Annotated in this window: 15 protein-coding genes; 6 read left to right on the top strand and 9 right to left on the bottom strand. The window is 74.3% G+C overall.

Translation table 11 applies throughout. The features are described 5' to 3' along the window. Nucleotides 1-33: 33 nt before the first annotated feature. Complete coding sequence (gene pstS, locus ACSUPR_RS03305) at nucleotides 34-1,152, bottom strand: phosphate ABC transporter substrate-binding protein PstS (RefSeq protein ID WP_436889420.1); 1,119 nt, start codon at nucleotides 1,150-1,152, stop codon at nucleotides 34-36. Nucleotides 1,153-1,364: 212 nt separating this feature from the next. On the opposite strand from pstS, the gene treY reads away from it, so the two are divergent. From treY to treZ, 3 genes are all read left to right on the top strand, one after another. Then, on the top strand, nucleotides 1,365-3,752 hold the full coding sequence (gene treY / locus ACSUPR_RS03300) for a malto-oligosyltrehalose synthase (protein ID WP_436889419.1): 2,388 nt from the start codon (nucleotides 1,365-1,367) through the stop codon (nucleotides 3,750-3,752). A gap of 78 nt (nucleotides 3,753-3,830) precedes the next feature. Beyond that, nucleotides 3,831-4,667 carry a putative RNA methyltransferase gene (locus ACSUPR_RS03295; protein WP_436892216.1) on the top strand — a complete coding sequence of 279 codons (837 nt, stop codon included), beginning with the start codon at nucleotides 3,831-3,833 and terminating at the stop codon, nucleotides 4,665-4,667. A gap of 51 nt (nucleotides 4,668-4,718) precedes the next feature. Continuing rightward, nucleotides 4,719-6,518: a malto-oligosyltrehalose trehalohydrolase gene (treZ, locus tag ACSUPR_RS03290; RefSeq protein WP_436889418.1), complete on the top strand. Its 1,800-nt coding sequence runs from the start codon at nucleotides 4,719-4,721 to the stop codon at nucleotides 6,516-6,518. A 4-nt stretch (nucleotides 6,519-6,522) separates the two neighbouring features. On the opposite strand, the gene ACSUPR_RS03285 is transcribed toward treZ, so the two are convergent. Then, a complete protein-coding gene (locus ACSUPR_RS03285) occupies nucleotides 6,523-6,969 on the bottom strand; it encodes a hypothetical protein (protein WP_436889417.1) in 447 nt (148 codons plus the stop codon). A gap of 30 nt (nucleotides 6,970-6,999) precedes the next feature. After that, nucleotides 7,000-7,779, bottom strand: coding sequence for an ErmE/ErmH/ErmO/ErmR family 23S rRNA (adenine(2058)-N(6))-methyltransferase (gene erm, locus ACSUPR_RS03280; protein ID WP_436889416.1), 780 nt, complete (start codon nucleotides 7,777-7,779; stop codon nucleotides 7,000-7,002). Nucleotides 7,780-8,198: 419 nt separating this feature from the next. Between erm and ACSUPR_RS03275 the strand changes: the two genes are divergently transcribed. After that, nucleotides 8,199-8,900, top strand: a complete 702-nt coding sequence (locus ACSUPR_RS03275) for a class I SAM-dependent DNA methyltransferase (RefSeq protein ID WP_436889415.1) — start codon at nucleotides 8,199-8,201, stop codon at nucleotides 8,898-8,900. Here ACSUPR_RS03275 and ACSUPR_RS03270 read toward each other — a convergent pair. Both ACSUPR_RS03270 and ACSUPR_RS03265 read right to left on the bottom strand, forming a co-directional pair. Further along, a complete protein-coding gene (locus tag ACSUPR_RS03270; protein ID WP_436889414.1) occupies nucleotides 8,897-9,688 on the bottom strand; it encodes a phosphotransferase in 792 nt (263 codons plus the stop codon). The genes ACSUPR_RS03275 and ACSUPR_RS03270 overlap by 4 nt on opposite strands. A gap of 43 nt (nucleotides 9,689-9,731) precedes the next feature. Beyond that, nucleotides 9,732-10,973 carry an MFS transporter gene (locus ACSUPR_RS03265; protein ID WP_436889413.1) on the bottom strand — a complete coding sequence of 414 codons (1,242 nt, stop codon included), beginning with the start codon at nucleotides 10,971-10,973 and terminating at the stop codon, nucleotides 9,732-9,734. A gap of 73 nt (nucleotides 10,974-11,046) precedes the next feature. Here ACSUPR_RS03265 and ACSUPR_RS03260 point away from each other — a divergent pair, with 73 nt between their 5' ends. After that, on the top strand, nucleotides 11,047-11,652 hold the full coding sequence (locus tag ACSUPR_RS03260; RefSeq protein WP_436889412.1) for an ArsR/SmtB family transcription factor: 606 nt from the start codon (nucleotides 11,047-11,049) through the stop codon (nucleotides 11,650-11,652). Between the two features lie 18 nt (nucleotides 11,653-11,670). Here the strand turns inward: ACSUPR_RS03260 and ACSUPR_RS03255 are convergent, their stop codons facing one another. The 3 genes from ACSUPR_RS03255 to ACSUPR_RS03245 form a co-directional block, all read right to left on the bottom strand. Next, a complete protein-coding gene (locus ACSUPR_RS03255; protein WP_436889411.1) occupies nucleotides 11,671-12,774 on the bottom strand; it encodes a hypothetical protein in 1,104 nt (367 codons plus the stop codon). Between the two features lie 36 nt (nucleotides 12,775-12,810). Beyond that, on the bottom strand, nucleotides 12,811-13,944 hold the full coding sequence (locus ACSUPR_RS03250) for an SPFH domain-containing protein (protein WP_436889410.1): 1,134 nt from the start codon (nucleotides 13,942-13,944) through the stop codon (nucleotides 12,811-12,813). Nucleotides 13,945-14,093: 149 nt separating this feature from the next. Continuing rightward, complete coding sequence (locus ACSUPR_RS03245; protein ID WP_436889409.1) at nucleotides 14,094-14,648, bottom strand: pyridoxamine 5'-phosphate oxidase family protein; 555 nt, start codon at nucleotides 14,646-14,648, stop codon at nucleotides 14,094-14,096. 325 nt (nucleotides 14,649-14,973) lie between these two features. Here ACSUPR_RS03245 and ACSUPR_RS03240 point away from each other — a divergent pair, with 325 nt between their 5' ends. Beyond that, nucleotides 14,974-15,627 carry a response regulator gene (locus ACSUPR_RS03240; protein WP_436889408.1) on the top strand — a complete coding sequence of 218 codons (654 nt, stop codon included), beginning with the start codon at nucleotides 14,974-14,976 and terminating at the stop codon, nucleotides 15,625-15,627. 45 nt (nucleotides 15,628-15,672) lie between these two features. Here ACSUPR_RS03240 and ACSUPR_RS03235 read toward each other — a convergent pair whose 3' ends face one another. Continuing rightward, nucleotides 15,673-17,451 (bottom strand): GAF domain-containing sensor histidine kinase, encoded by a 1,779-nt coding sequence (locus ACSUPR_RS03235; protein WP_436889407.1) that lies wholly within the window; start codon nucleotides 17,449-17,451, stop codon nucleotides 15,673-15,675. Nucleotides 17,452-17,535: the final 84 nt, after the last annotated feature.

Below are 17,535 nucleotides of genomic sequence, written 5' to 3'. Positions count from 1 at the left end.
GCCGCATGGCGGCGCGCCCGGACCGGCCCCGTGTCAGGAGACCTGGTCGATGGACGCCAGCACCCGCTCGCGCAGGGAGTCGTTGATCGGCGTGGACCCCGTCTCCTCCGAGACGGCCTCCTGGCCCTCCGGGCTGACGACGTAGCGCAGGAACGCCTTCACCCGCTCGGCCTCGCCGTCGTCGGGGTAGTCCAGGCACACGGCCTCGTAGCTCACCAGCACCAGCGGGTAGGAGCCCTCGGCGGTGGTCCCGTAGTCCAGGTCCAGCGCCAGGTCGTACTCGCCGTTGGTCTCCTCGCTGCGCGGGGAGTCGGCCACGACCTGCGCGGCGGCCTCGGGGGAGATCTCCACGAAGGAGTCGCCCACGCCCACCGCCACGGTGGACATGCCGTGCACGTGGGACATCTCCACGTAGCCGACGGAGCCCTCGGCGCGCTTGACGGTGTCGGCGATGCCGCTGTTGCCCTGCGCCGACTCGCGCGGGGTGATCGGCCACTGCCCGTCGGCCCCGTGCGGCCAGGCGTCGGGGGCGGCCTTCTCCAGGTACCGGGTGAAGTTCTCGGTGGTGCCCGAGTCGTCGGCGCGGTTGACCGGGGTGATCTCCAGGTCCGGCAGGTCCACGTCGGGGTTGTCCGCGGCGATCTCCGGGTCGTCCCAGCGGGTGATCTTCTGGTCGAAGATCTTCGCCAGGGTGGCCGGGCGCAGGTTGAGCGAGTCCACGCCCTCCAGGTTGAACACCACCGCGATCGCCACCGTGTAGGCGGGCAGGTTGATGGTGTCCGAGCCGCCGCAGCGCTCCATGGCGTCGGCGTTCTCCTCCGGGTCCACCGCGGCGTCGGTGCCCGCGAAGACCACCGCGCCGTCGATGAACTGGTTGCGGCCGCCGCCCGAACCGATGGAGTCGTAGTAGACGCGCGCGCCCTCGCACGCCGACTGGTAACCGGCGATCCAGGTCGTCATCGCGTTCTCCTGGGCGCTGGACCCGGCCCCGGACAGGCTGCCGGAGAAGCACTCCAGGTCGTCGGGGACGGCCGGCGGAGCGGCGTCGCGCACGGCGTCGTCGCTGCCGCAGGCGGTGGTCGCCAGCAGCAGCCCCGCGAGGGCGGCGCCGGCCGCGGCGTGGGTCCGGGAGCGCTTGTTGGACGGGAGCACGACTTGCTTCTCACCCTTTCATCGGTGTCGGTGACCCCCATGGCGTGCACCGACGCGTCGCCCGTCGTGGGCGCGTTGTGGCAGGTGTACGGAACACCGCCGAAGAATTCAACCATGGCGGCCGTGCCGCCGTGCACCGCCCCCGGCGGGCCGCGGGGCCTCGGCGGGGGCGTGCATGACACGCGCGGGAGCTGGGCACGGGTAGGGGCGTGATGAGCACGCACCGCACCCCGACCGTCCCCGTGACGTCAACCTACCGCCTGCAACTGCGTCCGGAGTTCACCCTGGTCGACGCCGCCGCGGTGGTGGACCGGCTGGCGCGCACCGCCGCGGGCGCCCTGTACCTGTCGCCGATCCTGCAGGCCGCGCCCGGCTCCGCGCACGGCTACGACGTGGTCGATCCCACACGCGTCTCCGCCGAGCTGGGCGGGGAGGAGGCGTTCGCGGCCCTGGCCGCCAAGGCGCACGAGGCCGGGATGGCGGTGGTGGTGGACATCGTCCCCAACCACATGTCGGTGGCCCGCGCCGACGCCAACCCCTGGTGGTGGGACGTGCTGGAGCGGGGCCGCGGGTCGGCGTACGCGCGCTGCTTCGACATCGACTTCGCCGCCGGGCCGATCCTCATCCCCGTGCTGGCCGACGACGGCGACGGCGGCCGGGCCGCGCTGGCGGACCTGCGCGTCGTCGACGGCTGCCTCGCCTACCACGACAAGCGCTACCCCCTGGCCCGGGACACCTACACCCCCGGGGAGGACCCGGCGGCCGTCCACGACCGGCAGCACTACCGGCTGGTGTCCTGGCGGCGCGGCGACTCCGAGCTCACCTACCGGCGGTTCTTCGACGTCAGCGACCTGGCCGCGGTGCGGGTGGAGGACCCCGGCGTGTTCGACGCCGTGCACGCCGAGATCCTGCGCCAGGCCGACCTGGGCCGCATCGACGGCCTGCGCGTGGACCACGTGGACGGGCTCACCGACCCCGGCGGCTACCTGCGCACCCTGGCCGCCCGCTTCCCCGGCTGGATCGTGGTGGAGAAGATCCTCGCACCCGGCGAGGACCTGCCCCGGTCCTGGCCGGTGGCGGGCACCACCGGCTACGACGCGCTGCGGGTGGCCTGCGGGGTGTTCGTCTCCCCCTCCGGGGAGGGCGACCTCACCACCCTGGCCGCCGACCACGGGGTGGAGGTGGACACGGCCGCGGCCGACGCCCGCGCCCGCCACGCCGCCGCCACCGACCTGCTCGCCGCAGAGGTGCGCCGCATCGCCGCCCTGGTGCCGCCCCGGCCGCCGCGGGACGGCGGCGCCCCGGACGCGGTGGCCCGGGAGCGGCGCGCCGACGCCGTGGTGGAGCTGCTGTGCGCGTTCGACGTGTACCGCTCCTACCTGCCCGAGGGGGAGGACGCCTGGGCGCGGGCGGTGGAGACCGCCGTCCGCCGCCGCCCCGACCTGGAACCGCACCTGGAGGTGATCGACGACCGGGTGCGCGCCGACCCGCGCGGCGAGCTCGCCCGGCGCATCCAGCAGACCAGCGGCATGGTCGTGGCCATGGGCACCGAGAACACCGCGTTCTACCGGACCACCCGGTTCGCCGCCCTGAACGAGGTGGGCGGCGACCCGGCCGACTTCGCCGTCACCCCCGGGGAGTTCCACACCGACGCCGCCCGCCGGGAGGCCGGCGCCCCGCACACCATGACGGCGCTGTCCACCCACGACACCAAGCGGTCGGAGGACGTGCGCGCCCGCCTGGCGGCACTGGCGGAGGTGTCGGAGGGCTTCACCGGCGCGGTGCGCCGCTGGACCGGCCGGTGCGCCCTGCCCGAGCCGTCGCTGAACCTGCTGGGCTGGCAGACCCTGGTGGGGGCCTGGCCCATCGACGCCGACCGGCTCGCCGAATACCTGCTCAAGGCCGCCCGGGAGGCAAGGCTGGGCACCTCCTGGACCGCCCCCGACCACGACTTCGAGGACCGGGTCCGCGCCTGGCCCGACCGGGTCCTGGACGACCGGGTCCTGCTGGGCGAGGTGCTGTCGGTGGTGGAGTCGGTGCGCGCCGCCGGGTGGTCCAACGCCCTGGGCCAGAAGGCCGCGCAGCTGCTCGGCCCCGGCGTGCCCGACGTCTACCAGGGCACCGAGCTGTGGGACCTGTCCCTGGTGGACCCCGACAACCGCCGCCCCGTGGACCACGCGCTGCGCGAGAGGCTGCTGGCCCGCCTGGAGGAGGGGTGGCTGCCCCCGGTGGACGAGACCGGCGCGGCCAAACTCCACCTGGTGCGCACCTGCCTGCGCGCCCGCCGGGACCTGGAGCCGCGCGGGTACCTGCCGCTGGAGGCCTGCGGCCCGGCGGCCCGGCACGCCCTGGGGTTCGCCCGCACCTCGCGCGGCGCCTCCCGCCCGGACCTGGCCCTGGCGGCGACCCGGCTGCCGCTCACCCTGGCCGACGCCGGGGGCTGGGCCGACACGGTGCTGCCACTGCCCTCGGGACCCGGGGTGTGGCGCGACCTGCTGACCGGCCGCGAGTTCGCCCCCACCGGCCCCGACGGGCTCACCGCGCCCCTGCTGGCGGAGCTGCTGGACCGCTACCCGGTGGCGGTGCTGCACCGCTCCTGAGCGGGCCCGCGGCGGGGCGCCGGTAGGCTGGCGTCGATCATGACGAGCACGAACACCTCCGGCGGCCCGAGGCCGCGCATGCCCCGGACCGCGTTCTCCGCCCTGGCCTGCCCGGCCTGCGGCACGGACCTGGCCGCCACCGGGCGGGGGGTGGAGTGCCGGGCCGGGCACGTGTTCAACGTGGCCCGCGAGGGCTACGTCAGCCTGCTCACCGGCGCCACCCCGCCCGGCACGGGCGACGACAGGGCGATGGTCGCCGACCGGGTCCGGTTCCAGCAGGCCGGGCACTACGCGCCCATCGGCGCGGCGCTGGCCCGCACGGTGGCCCGCGAGGCGGCCGACGCCCCGTTCGCCGTGGACGTGGGCGGCGGCACCGGCCACTACCTGGCGCACGTGCTGGAGGAGGTCCCCGGCGCCACCGGGCTGACGGTGGACGTGTCCAAGTTCGCCGCCCGCCGCGCCGCCAGGGCCCACCCGCGGGCCGGGGCGGTCACCGCCGACGCCTGGCGGGGCCTGCCGCTGCGTGACGCCACCGCCGACGTCCTGCTCAACGTGTTCGCCCCGCGCAACGCCGCGGAGTTCGCCCGGGTCCTGGCGCCGGGCGGGGTCCTGGTGGTGGTCGTGCCCGACGCCGACCACCTCGCCGAGCTGCGGGCCCCGCTGGGGCTGCTCGCGGTGGACCCGCGCAAGGACGAGCGCCTGGAGAGGGGCCTGCACGGGCACTTCGCGCCCGCCGGGACCGAGCCTCTCCGGTTCACCATGGACCTGGCCCGCGAGGACGTCGCCACCGTCGTGGGCATGGGCCCCAGCGCCCGCCACCTCGACCCCGCCGACCTGGCCGCGCGCGTCGCCGCCCTGCCCGAGCCGGCCGCGGTGACCGCGTCGGTGCGCCTGCACCTGTACCGGCCGCGCTGAACCCGTGTGTCGCGCGGGTGGTCGCGCCCCGCCTCGGGTAGACACCTGCCTGTGAGCGAATCGGAGATCTTGACCAGCGGGTCCCCCACACCGGGACTGGGCGTGGACGGCGACTTCGCGGTGTGGGCGCCGCACCGGGACCGGGTCCGGCTGCGTCTGGGGGCGGCCCGGGACCCCGCGCCCCCGGTGGTGGACATGGAGCGCGGCCCCGACGGGTGGTGGCGCGCCCAGGTCGACGAGGCCGGGCCCGGCACCGACTACGCCTACCTCCTGGACGAGGACCCCCTCCCACTGCCCGACCCGCGTTCCCTGCACCAGCCCGACGGGGTGCACGCCCCCAGCCGGGTGTACGACCACGGGGCGTTCGCCTGGGAGACCGAGTGGACCGGGCGGCCCCTGGCGGGCGCGGTGGTCTATGAGATGCACGTGGGCACCTTCACCCCCGAGGGCACCCTCAAGTCGGCGATCGACCGGCTGGACCACCTGGTCGACCTGGGGGTCACCCATGTGGAGGTGATGCCGGTCAACGCGTTCGACGGCACCCACGGCTGGGGCTACGACGGGGTGCTCTGGTACGCGGTGCACGAACCCTACGGCGGGCCCGACGCCCTCAAGGAGTTCGTGGACGCCTGCCACGGGCGGGGGCTGGCCGTGCTGCTGGACGTGGTCCACAACCACCTGGGGCCCTCGGGCGCCTACCTGCCCCGGTTCGGCCCCTACTTCTCCGGGGAGAACGCCTGGGGGCCCTCCCTCAACCTCGACGGCCCCGACTCCGACCCGGTGCGCCGCCACATCGTCGACAACGCCCTGGGGTGGCTGCGCCACTACCGCCTGGACGGGCTGCGGCTAGACGCCGTGCACGCCCTGCGCGACGACCGGGCGGTGCCGATCCTGGAGGAGCTGTCCGCGGAGGTGGAGGCCCTGGCCACCGGGCTGGGGCGGCCGCTGTCGCTGATCGCCGAGTCCGACCGCAACGACCCGCGCACGGTACTGCCGCGGGAGGCGGGAGGGGTCGGGATGACCGCCCAGTGGTCCGACGACCTGCACCACGCGCTGCACGTGGCGCTCACCGGCGAGACCCACGGCTACTACGCCGACTTCGCCGGGCCCGAGGTGCTTCCCGCCGTGCTGACCCGGGTGTTCCGGCACGCCGGGACGCACTCGTCGTTCCGCGGCCGCACCCACGGGCGGCCGGTGGACACCGCGCGCGTGCCCGGGCACCGGTTCCTGGGGTACCTGTCCACGCACGACCAGATCGGCAACCGGGCCCGCGGCGACCGCATGGGCGAGCACGTGTCCCCGGGGTTGCTGGTGTGCGGGGCGGCGCTGCTGCTGTGCTCGCCGTACACGCCGATGATCTTCATGGGGGAGGAGTGGGCGGCCACCACCCCCTGGCCGTTCTTCGCGTCCTTCACCGACCCCGACCTGGTGGAGGGGGTGCGCAGCGGGCGGCGGCGGGAGTTCGCCGCCCTGGGGTGGGACGCTTCGGAGATCCCCGACCCCATGGACCCGGCCACCCGGGACGGGGCGGTGCTGGACTGGTCCCAGCCCGGCCGGGAACCGCACGCGCCCGTCCTCGCGGCCTACCGCGCGCTCATCGCGCTGCGCCGGGCCGAGCCGGAGCTGGCCGACCCGCGGCTGGACCGGTTCGCGGTGACGGCCTCCGAGGACGGGCGGTGCCTGGTGCTGGTGCGCGGAACGCTGCGGGTGGTGTGCAACCTGGGAGGGGAGGCCGCCGTGGCGGAACTGGACGCCGTCCCGCACGAGCTGCTGCTGGCCAACGGGGTGCCGGAGGTGGACGGGCGGCGGGTGCGGGTGCCGGGTGAGTGCTTCGCGGTCCTGCGGCTGTGAGGCCTCAGGCGGGGGTGCCGGTGAACTCCAGGCGCCGGCCGTAGTGCTCCACCGCGATGACGATCTCCCCGGCGTCCTCCGGAACGGCGCACTCCATCGCGAAGGAGTGGGTGCCCTCGTCGGCCTCTCCGGGCGGGTCGTCGCTGCGGGAGGCGCCTCTGTGCCCGCCTGACTCGCACACGGCGGCCAGGTCGCCCAGGCCCAGGGTCCGGCCCACCCGGGGGACCTCCACGGTGAGGGTGAAGGCCACCTCCCCCGGCCGGGAAGAGGTGACCTCGTCGACGGTGTACCGCACGTCGGCGCTGCGGCCGGGAAAGAACTCCGACCCGTAGGCGCCGACGGGCACGGAGATCTCGGCGGATTCACCGAAGGAGACGTGCCGGTCCCCCGCTCCGGCGCAGCCGGCCGCGAGGGGGAGCAGGAGGAGTGCGAGGGGGGCGGTACGTCTCATGGGTGCGACCCTACCGCCCCCCTCCGGGCGTCAGCGGCCCAGGTGTCCGAACACCGTCACCCACTGGTCGGGGGAGACGAACCCGACGGGCGCGTCGCCGGGAACCCGCGCGGCCGCCAGCGCCCGGTCGACCCGCCGGGCGGGGTGGGCGCGGCGCAGCGACGCCCGCAGTGATCCGCCCACGCCGGAGAAGCCGAGTTCCACCAGGGCCCGGTAGTCCCCGGCGTCGGCCGGGTCGAGCAGCGGGGCGGTCCGGCGGCGCAGCAGCAGCACCCCGGCGTCCACCCGCGGTACGGGGTGGAAGCGGTGGCGGGGGATGCGGCCCGCCGACTCCCACGACCAGGTCGGCCACGTCCGCACGGTGAGCCTGCTCCAGCGGCCGTGGCCGCCGGTGCGCTTGGCCGCGTACTCCCACTGGGTGATGAGGGTGGCCCCGGTCAGGGCGGGCGCCGACAGGCACCAGCGCACGATGTCGGAGGTGCGGGAGTAGGGGATGTTGCCGACCACGGCGAACGGCTCGCGCGGGGGCCGTACCCGGGTGAAGTCGGCGCACACCACCCGCACGTCCGGGTGGCGGCGGGAGAGGCGGGCGGCGAGGCGGGGGTCGATCTCGTAGGCGGTCAGCCGCCCCGCGGCCGGGGCCAGGAAGCGGGTGAGCGCCCCGTCGCCGGGGCCCACCTCCAGGGTCGGCCCGTCGGGGTCCACCCCAGCCAGGCGCACCACGCGGCGGGCGGTGGAGGGGTCGGTGAGGAAGTTCTGGGACAGGCGCCGGCGGTCGTTCCCCGGGCGCGGGTGTGCGGTGCGTACCACGAAAGGTCCTTTTCGGCCGCCCGGGAGGGCGGCGTCGGGGGACGGGTGGCACGCCGGGGAAGCGGCCCGAGGGCACGCGTGGAGAAGGAGGCCGGGCGACCCGTCCCCGAAGAATCAGGGACACGATCGGGCCCGGACCGGGGCGCCGTCAGAAGAGGAGCGGACCCCCTGGCACCGCCGACATCGCACCGGGGAAGGTACGGGAACGGCGGTGCTCTCGGAGGGGTCCGGTCACCGGCCCGGGCCGCAGGGGCGGGGCCGGAGTTCGAGGTCGTGGGCGCGCACGGACCGGGCCTGGGCACGGTCGGTCACACCGAAGAAGGCCGACATGGCTTCACCGTAGAGGGGCGGACGCCGGTCGGGCAACGCATTTTTTAATGGCTCGCGGCCGGCGGCCGGGGCCGGTGATACTCGGGGTCATGCTCGACTTCTCCGCCTACGACACCCGCAACTACCGCACCGTCGACGTCGCCACCGGCTACGACGGCTGGTCGGCCACCTACGAGGACTCGGTACTGGACGCCATGGACCTGGGGCTGCTGGAGCGCCTGCCCCAGCCCGACTGGCCGGAGGTGGGCCGCGTCGCGGACCTGGGCTGCGGCACCGGGCGCACCGCCGCCTGGCTGCGCGGCAGGGGGGTGGCGGGCGGCATCGACGGGGTGGACCTGAGCCCGGGCATGCTCGCACTGGCCCGGAAGCGCGGCGCCCACACCACCCTGGCCGAGGGGGACGTGCGCGACACGGGGCTGGCGGGCGGAGCCTACGATCTGGTGGTGTCCTCGCTCATCGACGAGCACCTGCCCGACCTGGCGCCCTTCTACGCCGAGGCGCGCCGCCTGGTCCGCCCCGGCGGGCTGCTCCTGCTGGCCTCCTACCACCCGCAGTTCGCGATGGTGTCGGGGATGCCCACCCACTACACCGACGACTCGGGGGAGTCGGTGGCGATCTCCACCCACGTGCACCTCGTCAGCGAGCAGCTGCGCGCCGCCCTGGCGGCCGGGTGGACCCCGGTGGACATGGTCGAGGGGGTGGTGGACGACGCCTGGGTGGCGGCCAAGCCCAAGTGGGAGAAGTACCGGGGCCACCCGGTCTCGGCCGCCTACGCCTGGCGCGCGGTCTAGGAGAGCAGCGCGTCCAGCCACAGGGCCCGGTGGCCGGCGACGTAGTCGGCCGCCGGGCCCCAGTGGTCGGCGTGGCCCTGCGCGTACAGGTCGGCCCAGGGGGCGCGGCCGGTGCGGCCCCCCTCCACCAGCAGGTCGTACATGCCGCGCACCCGGTGGTGGACGGCGTCGGGCAGCTCCTCGCGCTGGGCGCGGTCGCACCCGTAGCCGTCCGCCAGGGCGCGCAGCCGGGCCGCGTCCGCTCGCGGGTCGCCTCCCGCGTGCAGGGGCACGAACCCGTGGGCCGCGTAGCCGAGGTCGCCCATGCGGGTGCCCGGGCCCGCACCGTCCCAGTCGATGAACACCCACCGGTCGCCGTCGCGCACCAGGTTCCACGGGGCCAGGTCGTAGTGGCAGAGGACCTCCTGGCGCGGGTCCGGGACGGCCACGTCCCACACCGCCTGCTGCGGGTGCCGGGGCCGGTGGGAGGCGGTGAGGTCGTGCAGGCGCCGGATCAGCCCGCCCAGCCGGTGCAGCTCGGCGGCGGTCAGCGGCGGGCCCTGTTCGGCCGGGGTCCCGGGGACGTACTCCAGCAGCTGGTCCCCGGTCAGGGAGCGCCCGTAGGAGCGGGGCGCCGCCTCGTAGCCGTGCCTCTCCAGGTGCCGCAGCAGGTGGACGACGGAGGGTGCCGCCCGGTGCCACTGCTTGCGGACGGTGCCGCCCACGCGCAGGACGGGACCGGAGGTGTTGCCGCCGTGCAGGACCTCGGTGCCGGGGTCGTGGTGCGGCGGGGGAGTGGTGGGTGCCATGGGCCCATCGTGGTGGAGTGAGCGCGCGGAAGGCCAGGGTTTTTCATCCGGAGGCCGCGGCCTCGGCCCGGTCCATGTCGGTGTCGCCGATGAACAGCAGCCACACCAGGACCACCGCACTCAGCACCGCCATGGTGGCGAAGACCCAGGTCAGCCCGGCGAACTGGGCGATGGCCCCGCCCGCGGCGGCGCCCAGGGGCATGGTCCCCCAGGCCAGCAGCCGGTAGCCGCTGTTGAGCCGGCCGAGCATGTGGTCGGGGGTGATGCGCTGGCGCAGCGACACCGTGGTCACGTTCCACACGGCGATGCCGAGCCCGCCGGCGAAGAACCCGGCGCCGATGAGGAAGGGGTCCGCGGTGAGGGCGGGCACCCCGACCAGGACGACGAAGGCCACCGCTGAGGCGCGCATCGACAGGGACCGGCCCAGCAGGCCGACGAGGCGTCCGGCGTTCAGGGAACCCAGGATGACGCCCAGGGCGCTGGTCGTGAGCAGGACGCCGTAGGCGGGCTCGCCCATGCCCATGGGGGAGCCCGGGCCCACCGCGTACAGCACGAACACGGCGAAGGCCGCGCTGCTCGCGAAGTTGCTGATGCCGACCATCGCGGCGAAGGCGCGCAGCAGCCGGTGCCGCCACAGGTAGGCCAGCCCTTCGACGATGTCGGACCGCATGGTGGCGGTCCGTTCGCGTTCGACCCGGAACCGGCCCCGGACCAGGAGGAGCGCCCCCACGGCGACCAGCCACAGGGCGGCCGGGACGGCCAGGGCCAGGGCCGTCCCGGCCGCCACCAGCAGGCCGCCCAGGGGCGGGCCGACGAACTGGTTCATGGCCGTCTCGGTGGCGTGCAGGCGGCCGTTGGCGCGGTCCAGCCGCCCGCGCGGGACCAGCTGGGGCAGGATCGACTGGGCCGAGGTGTCGTAGAGGGTCTCGGTGACGCCCACGCCCAGGGCGACGGCGTACAGCACCCAGATGCCGCCCAGGCCGGTGAGCAGGGACAGGGCCAGCAGGGTGGCGAGCAGGGCGCGGACGGTGTTGGCGGCGAGCATCACCCGGCGCCGGTCCAGCCGGTCGGCCAGGGCCCCCGCGGGCAGGGAGAACAGCAGCCAGGGCAGGGACAGGGCCAGGGACACGCCGGCGATGAGCATGGGCGCGTCGGTGAAGCGCAGGGCGGCCAGGGGCAGGGCGATCTTCAGGACGCCGTCGGCGAGGTTGGACAGGGACGAAGAGGTCCACAGGCTCCAGAACGGGCGCCCCAGGCCCGCGGAGCGGGGGGTGGTGGAGGTCATGGGACGATCCTGGCAGGGTGATTGAGGAAACTCAATCGATTCGATGAATCTCGATCATTGTTACGCTGTGGCCATGGCAGACGCAGAGCAGGCCGCACCGGAGCCCCCGACCCCCGGGCGCAGGCGGCGGCCCGCCACCCCGGAGGAGACCAAGGCGCTGGGCCACCCGCTGCGGGTGCGCATCCTGCGCCTGTGCCTGGACGAACTCACCAACAAGGAGCTCGCCGAGCGCCTCGGCGTCAGCCCCGGCACCGTCCTGTACCACGTGCGCCGCCTCGTCGACGTGGGCTTCCTCGTCCCCGGCACCCCCCGCACCGGCCCCAGCGGCGCCCTGGAGAAGCCCTACCGGGCCACCGGCGAGACCTGGTGGCTGGAGAGCCCGCTCCAGGAGGCCGCGCCCCCCGCCGTGCACGCCCCCGTCCAGGCCTTCCGGCGCGAGCTCGACGAGGCCGGACCCGGGTCCGTGCGCACCTTCTCCCGGTTCGCCCTGCACCTGTCCGACGAGGACCTCGCCGAACTCGACCGGCGCATCGTCGCCGTCCTGGACGAGTTCGTCGCCACCGACGACCGGCGCAGGGACCACCCCCGCTACAGCGGCATGTTCATGCTGCACCGGCCCGCCGGGGCGCGCCCGGACGGCGAACGGGGCGCCGGCGCCCCGGGCGCCGACGCCCCGTGACCGCGGGCCCCCGTCCGGTCAGCCCCCGTACCGCAGGAACAGGAACACCGCCAGGGCGATGACGAGCACCGCGACCAGCACGGCCGCCGTGATCTTGGCCGCCGAGTAGGGGCGCTCGCCCTGTACCTCGCCGGTGCACCCGTTGACGACGATCTGCCAGGTCCGGCCGCCGTGCAGGTAGGCACCCGCCCACACCGGCACCAGCAGCAGCTTGCCGGTGACCTCGGAGTAGGCGGTGTCCACCGACGTCACCCGCTGCTCGTCGCCGCCGATGTCGCGCCTGCAGTCCTGTTCGATGGTGCGGGCCATGACCTGCTTGGCCGCCTCCAGGCCCTGCTCGGGCTCCACGTCGTAGCGCAGCGCCTCGTGCCCGGCCAGGTACTCGTGTGCGTAGGGCCGCGCCTTCTCCAGCGGCCACGGCTTGAGCGCGTCCACCTTCTCCGGCGCCACCTGGGTGGTGCCGTTGACCAGCACGTCGTCGAAGGTCCGCGACACCCGGCCCCGGGCCGGGTACCAGCGGGTCTTGCGGACCTGGCGGGTCCTGGTGACCGTCTTGCCGTCCTCCTGGGCGGTGTAGGTCTCGGTCACCCAGTAGTACTCGCCGCGCTGGCCCCGGTAGTCCGACACGGTCCGGGCGTCGAAGGTCCAGTGCGGCAGGTAGGTGCTCTTGAAGCGCTCGGCCTCGTTGACCTTCTTCAGGCTGTTGGGCGCGAACCAGCGGCTGTCGGTCCACTTCGCCAGGGCGTCGTGGGCCGACCGCCGTTCCACGGTGAAGGGCAGTACCGCCTCCGGCGGGACCTGGACGTCCGCGGAGTCGTCGGTGACCAGCGGGGCGGTGCAGAACTGGCAGGTCTGCGCGAGGTGGTCGCCCTGGATGTGGGCTCCGCACCCCTGGCAGACGAACCGGTGCTCGGCCACCTGGGCGGCGGGCCTGCGGGCGAAGAGGGTCTCCACGGCGTGCTCGCGCACCTCGCGCGTGGCCTCGGGGACCTCCTCCTCGCTCCCGCAGTACGGGCAGCGCATCCGGCGCGCACCGGCGGAGTACTCCAGTCGGGCCCCGCACCCCCCGCAGGGGAACTCGCGGGGTGAGGTCGGCGGCGGTGGAACGACGGTATCGGACATGTCGGCCTTCTGGGGTCGGGGGATGGGGCTGTGCGGTCAGGCGGGAGGCATGGGCGGAGGGGTGTTCGCGAACAGCCCGGCCAGCTCCGGGACCTGTCCGGCCGCGGTCCACTGCGCCATGCCGGCCTTCCAGACCAGGGTGTCGCGGGTCAGGCGGCCGCCGCCGACCTGCTGCGACAGCGCGTTGACGTCGAAGGGGCCGGTCTGCTGCCCGTCCACGCCCACGAACCACTCGGCCTGCGGCAGCGGCGGCGGGGCCGCGGCGGGCTGCGCCTGGGGCTGCCCGGGCGCCTGCTGCGGCTGCGCCTGCGGGTTCATGTTCTGGGCCATCTGCTGGGCGGCGGCCAGTCCCAGTCCCATGCCCATGGCCTCGCCCATGCCGCTGCCCGGCGTCCTGGCGGCGTCGCCGACCGCGTTCGCCGTCTGGAACTTCGTGTACTGGTCCAGGTCGCCCAGCACCCCCATCTGGGAGCGCTTGTCCAGAGCCTTCTCCACCTCCGGCGGCAGGGTGATGCTCTCGACGTTGAAGTCCGGGACCTCCAGCCCCACCGACGCCATGTCACGGGTCAGCGCCGCGGACATGCGCTGCCCCAGGTCGTGCTGGTGGACCGCCAGGTCCAGCACCGCGACGTCGCGGGCGGCGGTGGCCAGGGCGCTGCCCAGGCGGCTGACGACCATCTGCCGCAGGTAGCCCTCCACCTCCTCGGTGCGGAACTGCGGGTCGGTGCCCACCAGCTCGGCGATGAACCGCGGCGGGTCGACCACCCGCACCGAGTAGCCGCCGTAGGCGCGCAGCCGCACCGGGCCGAACTCGGGGTCGCGCACCATCACCGGGTTCTGGGTGCCCCACTTGAAGTCGCTGAACCGGCGGGTGTTGACGAAGTACACTTCGGCCTTGAACGGCGAGTCGAAGCCGTGCTTCCACCCCTTGAGGGTGCTCAGGACGGGGATGTTGCGGGTCTCCAGCGTGTACATGCCGGGCGCGAACACGTCGGCGACGCGGCCCTCGTTGACGAACACCGCGATCTGGGATTCGCGCACGGTGAGCCGCGCGCCCATCTTGATCTCGTTGTCGTGCCGCGGAAAACGCCAGACGATGGTGTCCCGACCGTCGTCGGTCCACTCGATGATGTCGATGAATTCGCCACGGATGGCGTCGAACAGGCCCACGTGTGCCCTCCCTGAGACTTCCCTTGTCACCGGGGTCAGACGCCCCGGCGCACCGAGGGGTTCCCAGCTTAGGCTCGCCGGTCGGGCCGTCGGCGTGTGCTCGTGGAATCGTTCGCGGGAGGTGACGGGTCCGTCACCCCCGCGGGGGCTCAGGGGCGCTGGATCCGGCGCCCGGTGACGCGGCCGGGGACGACCCGCAGGACCTGGTCCCGCGGCCCCTCCGCCCAGGGCACCGGCAGCCGCCCCTGCGGGATGCGGGAGAGCTCCCCGGTGTCGCGCACCCACCGGCAGCGTCCGGTGAACAGGGCGCTCCACCCCTCACGGCGCTCGTCGTCGAAGTGGTCCACCTGGAAGGAGGCGTAGCCGCGGGCGTAGCGCATGATGGTGCCCGCCAGGCTCGTACGCAGCACGATGGTGTCGTTGAGCAGGGCGTAGTTGACCGGCAGCACGGTCGGTGCGGCGTCGCCGTCGATGGTGAAGGCGATCCTGCCGATGTCGCGGGTGGCCGCCAGGTTGAAGCAGGTCTGGCGGTCCAGGACGGTCAGGGTCGCCTCGGCCTGCCCTTCGGCGAGATCGGTGCCCATGAGCATTTCGGTGTCCTCGTCCAGTCGGCGGGTCCCGGACAGCAGGTCCTCGTCGGAAGCCCGGCCCGGCGGCACCGCCGCCTGTCCCCGTGCGGTTCCGGCACCGCTTTCTCGAACCATTGCGACCCCCCGGGATCGGTTCCCCCGTTTTTCTCGGTCTCCGCCATTGTCCCTGCTCAGGGTGCAGGCCGTGGTGTCCTACAGTCCCCGGGACGATGGCGGAGGTCCCTTTCCGGCGCCTACCCCGGAGGCCCTATGTCCCAAACAAAAAGGGACGTTGGACCCATAAAGCGACAATGGCCGCTGTCTAGGCTGGGACAACGGGACCTGTGGCACCGTCGCGGCCGCCGTACGGACGGTGTGCACCCGCGGCGCGGTGCCCCACAATGGGGGCACGGCGGCCCGGGACCGGGGCGGCCCGCGAAGGAGAAGAGGTACGCACCTGATGGACGGCGACGACACGATCCGGGTGTTCCTGGTGGACGACCACGAGATCGTCCGCCGGGGCGTGGGCTCCCTGCTGGACGGCGAGGAGGGCATCGAGGTGGTCGGCGAGGCCGGCACCGCCGCCCAGGCGCTGGCCCGGGTGCCCGCCCTGTCCCCCGACGTGGTGGTGCTCGACGTGCGCCTGCCCGACGGTGACGGGGTCACCGTCTGCCGGGAGATCCGCTCCATGCTCCCCGGCACGCGCATCCTCATGCTCACCTCCTACTCCGACGACGAGGCCCTGTACGGCGCCGTCATGGCGGGGGCGTCGGGGTACATCCTCAAGCAGATCCACGGCACCGACCTGGTCGGCGCGGTGCGCACGGTCGCCCGGGGGCGCTCGCTGCTGGACCCCGAGTCCACCACGCGCATGCTGGAGCGGCTGCGCGAGGAGGCGGGCCGCAAGGACCCGCTGAGCGAGCTCACCGACCAGGAGCGCCGGGTGCTGGAGCTCATCGGCGAGGGCTTGACCAACCGGGAGATCGGCGCCCGCATGTACCTGGCGGAGAAGACCGTCAAGAACTACGTCTCGCGTGTGCTCGCCAAGCTCGGCATGGCCCGCCGCACCCAGGCGGCCGCCTACGCGGTCCGCCTGTCGATGGAGAACTCCTAGCCGTACGGCGGGGCGCCCCTCCGCCCGTCCGTGCGGAGGGGCGCCTCAGCCGGAGACGCGGGCCGGGACCGCCCAGCGCACCCTGGTGCCCCCGCCCGGGGCGGAGTCGATCTCCACCGACCCGCCCAGCTCCTCGGCGCGGGAGGCGATGTTGAGCAGCCCGCTGCGGTGCGCCCCCTCGGGCAGCCCCGCCCCGTCGTCGGAGACCCGCAGCACCACCCGGCCCTCGGCCACCGACACCTCCACGTCCACCGCCGTGGCGTGGGCGTGCCGGGCCGCGTTGGACAGCAGCTCGCGCAGCACCGCCACCAGGTGGGCGCCGGTGGCCTCGTCCACGGTGGTGTCCACCGGCCCCTGGGTGAGCAGCCGCGGCGCGAACCCCAGCGACTCGGTGGCCCCGTTGACCAGGTCCAGCACCTGGGAGCGCAGCCAGGAGGAGTCCTCGCCCGAGCTCTGCAGGGCGAAGATCGTCGAGCGGATCTGCCGGATGGTGTCGTCCAGGTCGGTCACCGCGTTCTGCACCCGCTGGGCCGAGGCCCCGTCGTCGATCCGGCGGACCGTGCCCATGAGCGTGATCGCGGTGGCGTACAGCCGCTGGATGACGGTGTCGTGCAGGTCGCGGGCGATGCGGTCGCGGTCCTCCAGGACGCTCAGCCGCTCGGAGTCCAGCCGCGCCTCCGCCAGCTCCAGGGCCACCGCCGCCTGGTCGGCGAAGGAGGCCAGCATGCCCATCCACGCCGTCGGGAACTCCTCCCGGCCCGTGCCGCGCGCCAGCAGCAGCACCCCGCGGGCCCCGTCCGGCGGCCCGAACGGCAGTACCAGGATCGGTCCCAGCCCCAGCCTGGCCAGGAACTCCATGTCCGGGTCGCAGTGCTCGGAGATGTCGGTGCAGATGGGGTGACCGCTGAGGTAGACCCGTCCCAGCAGGGTGTCCTGGGCGCAGGTGAGCGTTGCGCCCCGTACGCCGGCCGCCAGTGAGGCGCCGCGGCGGGAGCGCGCCGCCCCCTCCGGGGAGCCGTCGTCCTCCGGGGCGTCCCACACCCGCACCGTGAGGGTGGCGGCCTCCTCGCCCGGCATGGCGATGACGGAGATGTCGGCCTGCGCCATCATCCTCGCCCGCCGGGCCACCAGGCGCAGCACCTCCTCGGGCGGGGCGCCCGACAGCAGCCGGGTGGTGATCTGCCCGGAGGCGTCCAGCCAGGTCTCCCGGCTCTGGGTCTGGGAGAACAGCTGGGCGTTCTCGATGGCGGTGCCCGCGGCCGTGGCCAGCGCGCGCAGCAGCAGCTCGTCGTCGCCGGTGAAGTGTCCGCCGTCGCGCTTGTCGGTCATGTACAGGTTGCCGAACACCTGGTCGCGGATGCGGATGGGCACGCCCAGGAAGGTCCGCATGGTCGGATGCCCCTCGGGGAAGCCCACGGACTCGGGGTGGTCGGAGACGTCGTTCAGGCGCAGGGGTTCGGGCTTCTTGATGAGCAGGCCCAGAATGCCCTCGCCCCGCGGCCAGTGGTCGATGCAGGAGATCTCGTCCGCGCTCAGCCCCACCGGGATGAACCGGCTCATCTCCCCGTCGGGGCCGATCACGCCGAGGGCGCCGTAGCGGGCGTTGACCAGGCTGGCCGCGGTCTCGGTGATGCGCAGCAGGAGGGGGTCGAGCTCCAGGCCCTCGCCGATGGAGACGACCGCCTCCAGCAGGGTCCGGATGCGCTCCTGGATCGTGGAGATCTCGCTGAGCCGGGACCGCACCTCGTCGAGCAGGTCGTCCAGCCGGACGGAGGGCAGGGAGAGCCGCTCCTGGCCGGGGGCGGCGCTTCCAGCGTCACTCATGGTCGCCCTTCTCACTGTTCCTCCGAGGGTTCGCCTCGAGTCTAGGGGGGCCTTTCCACCACCCGTATCGGGTATGCGGAATCG

This window comes from Nocardiopsis dassonvillei, from assembly GCF_964273065.1.
Lineage (GTDB): Bacteria > Actinomycetota > Actinomycetes > Streptosporangiales > Streptosporangiaceae > Nocardiopsis > Nocardiopsis dassonvillei_B.
The sequence above is the reverse complement of the archived record's forward strand: the minus strand, read 5'-3'. Positions and strand labels throughout refer to the sequence as shown.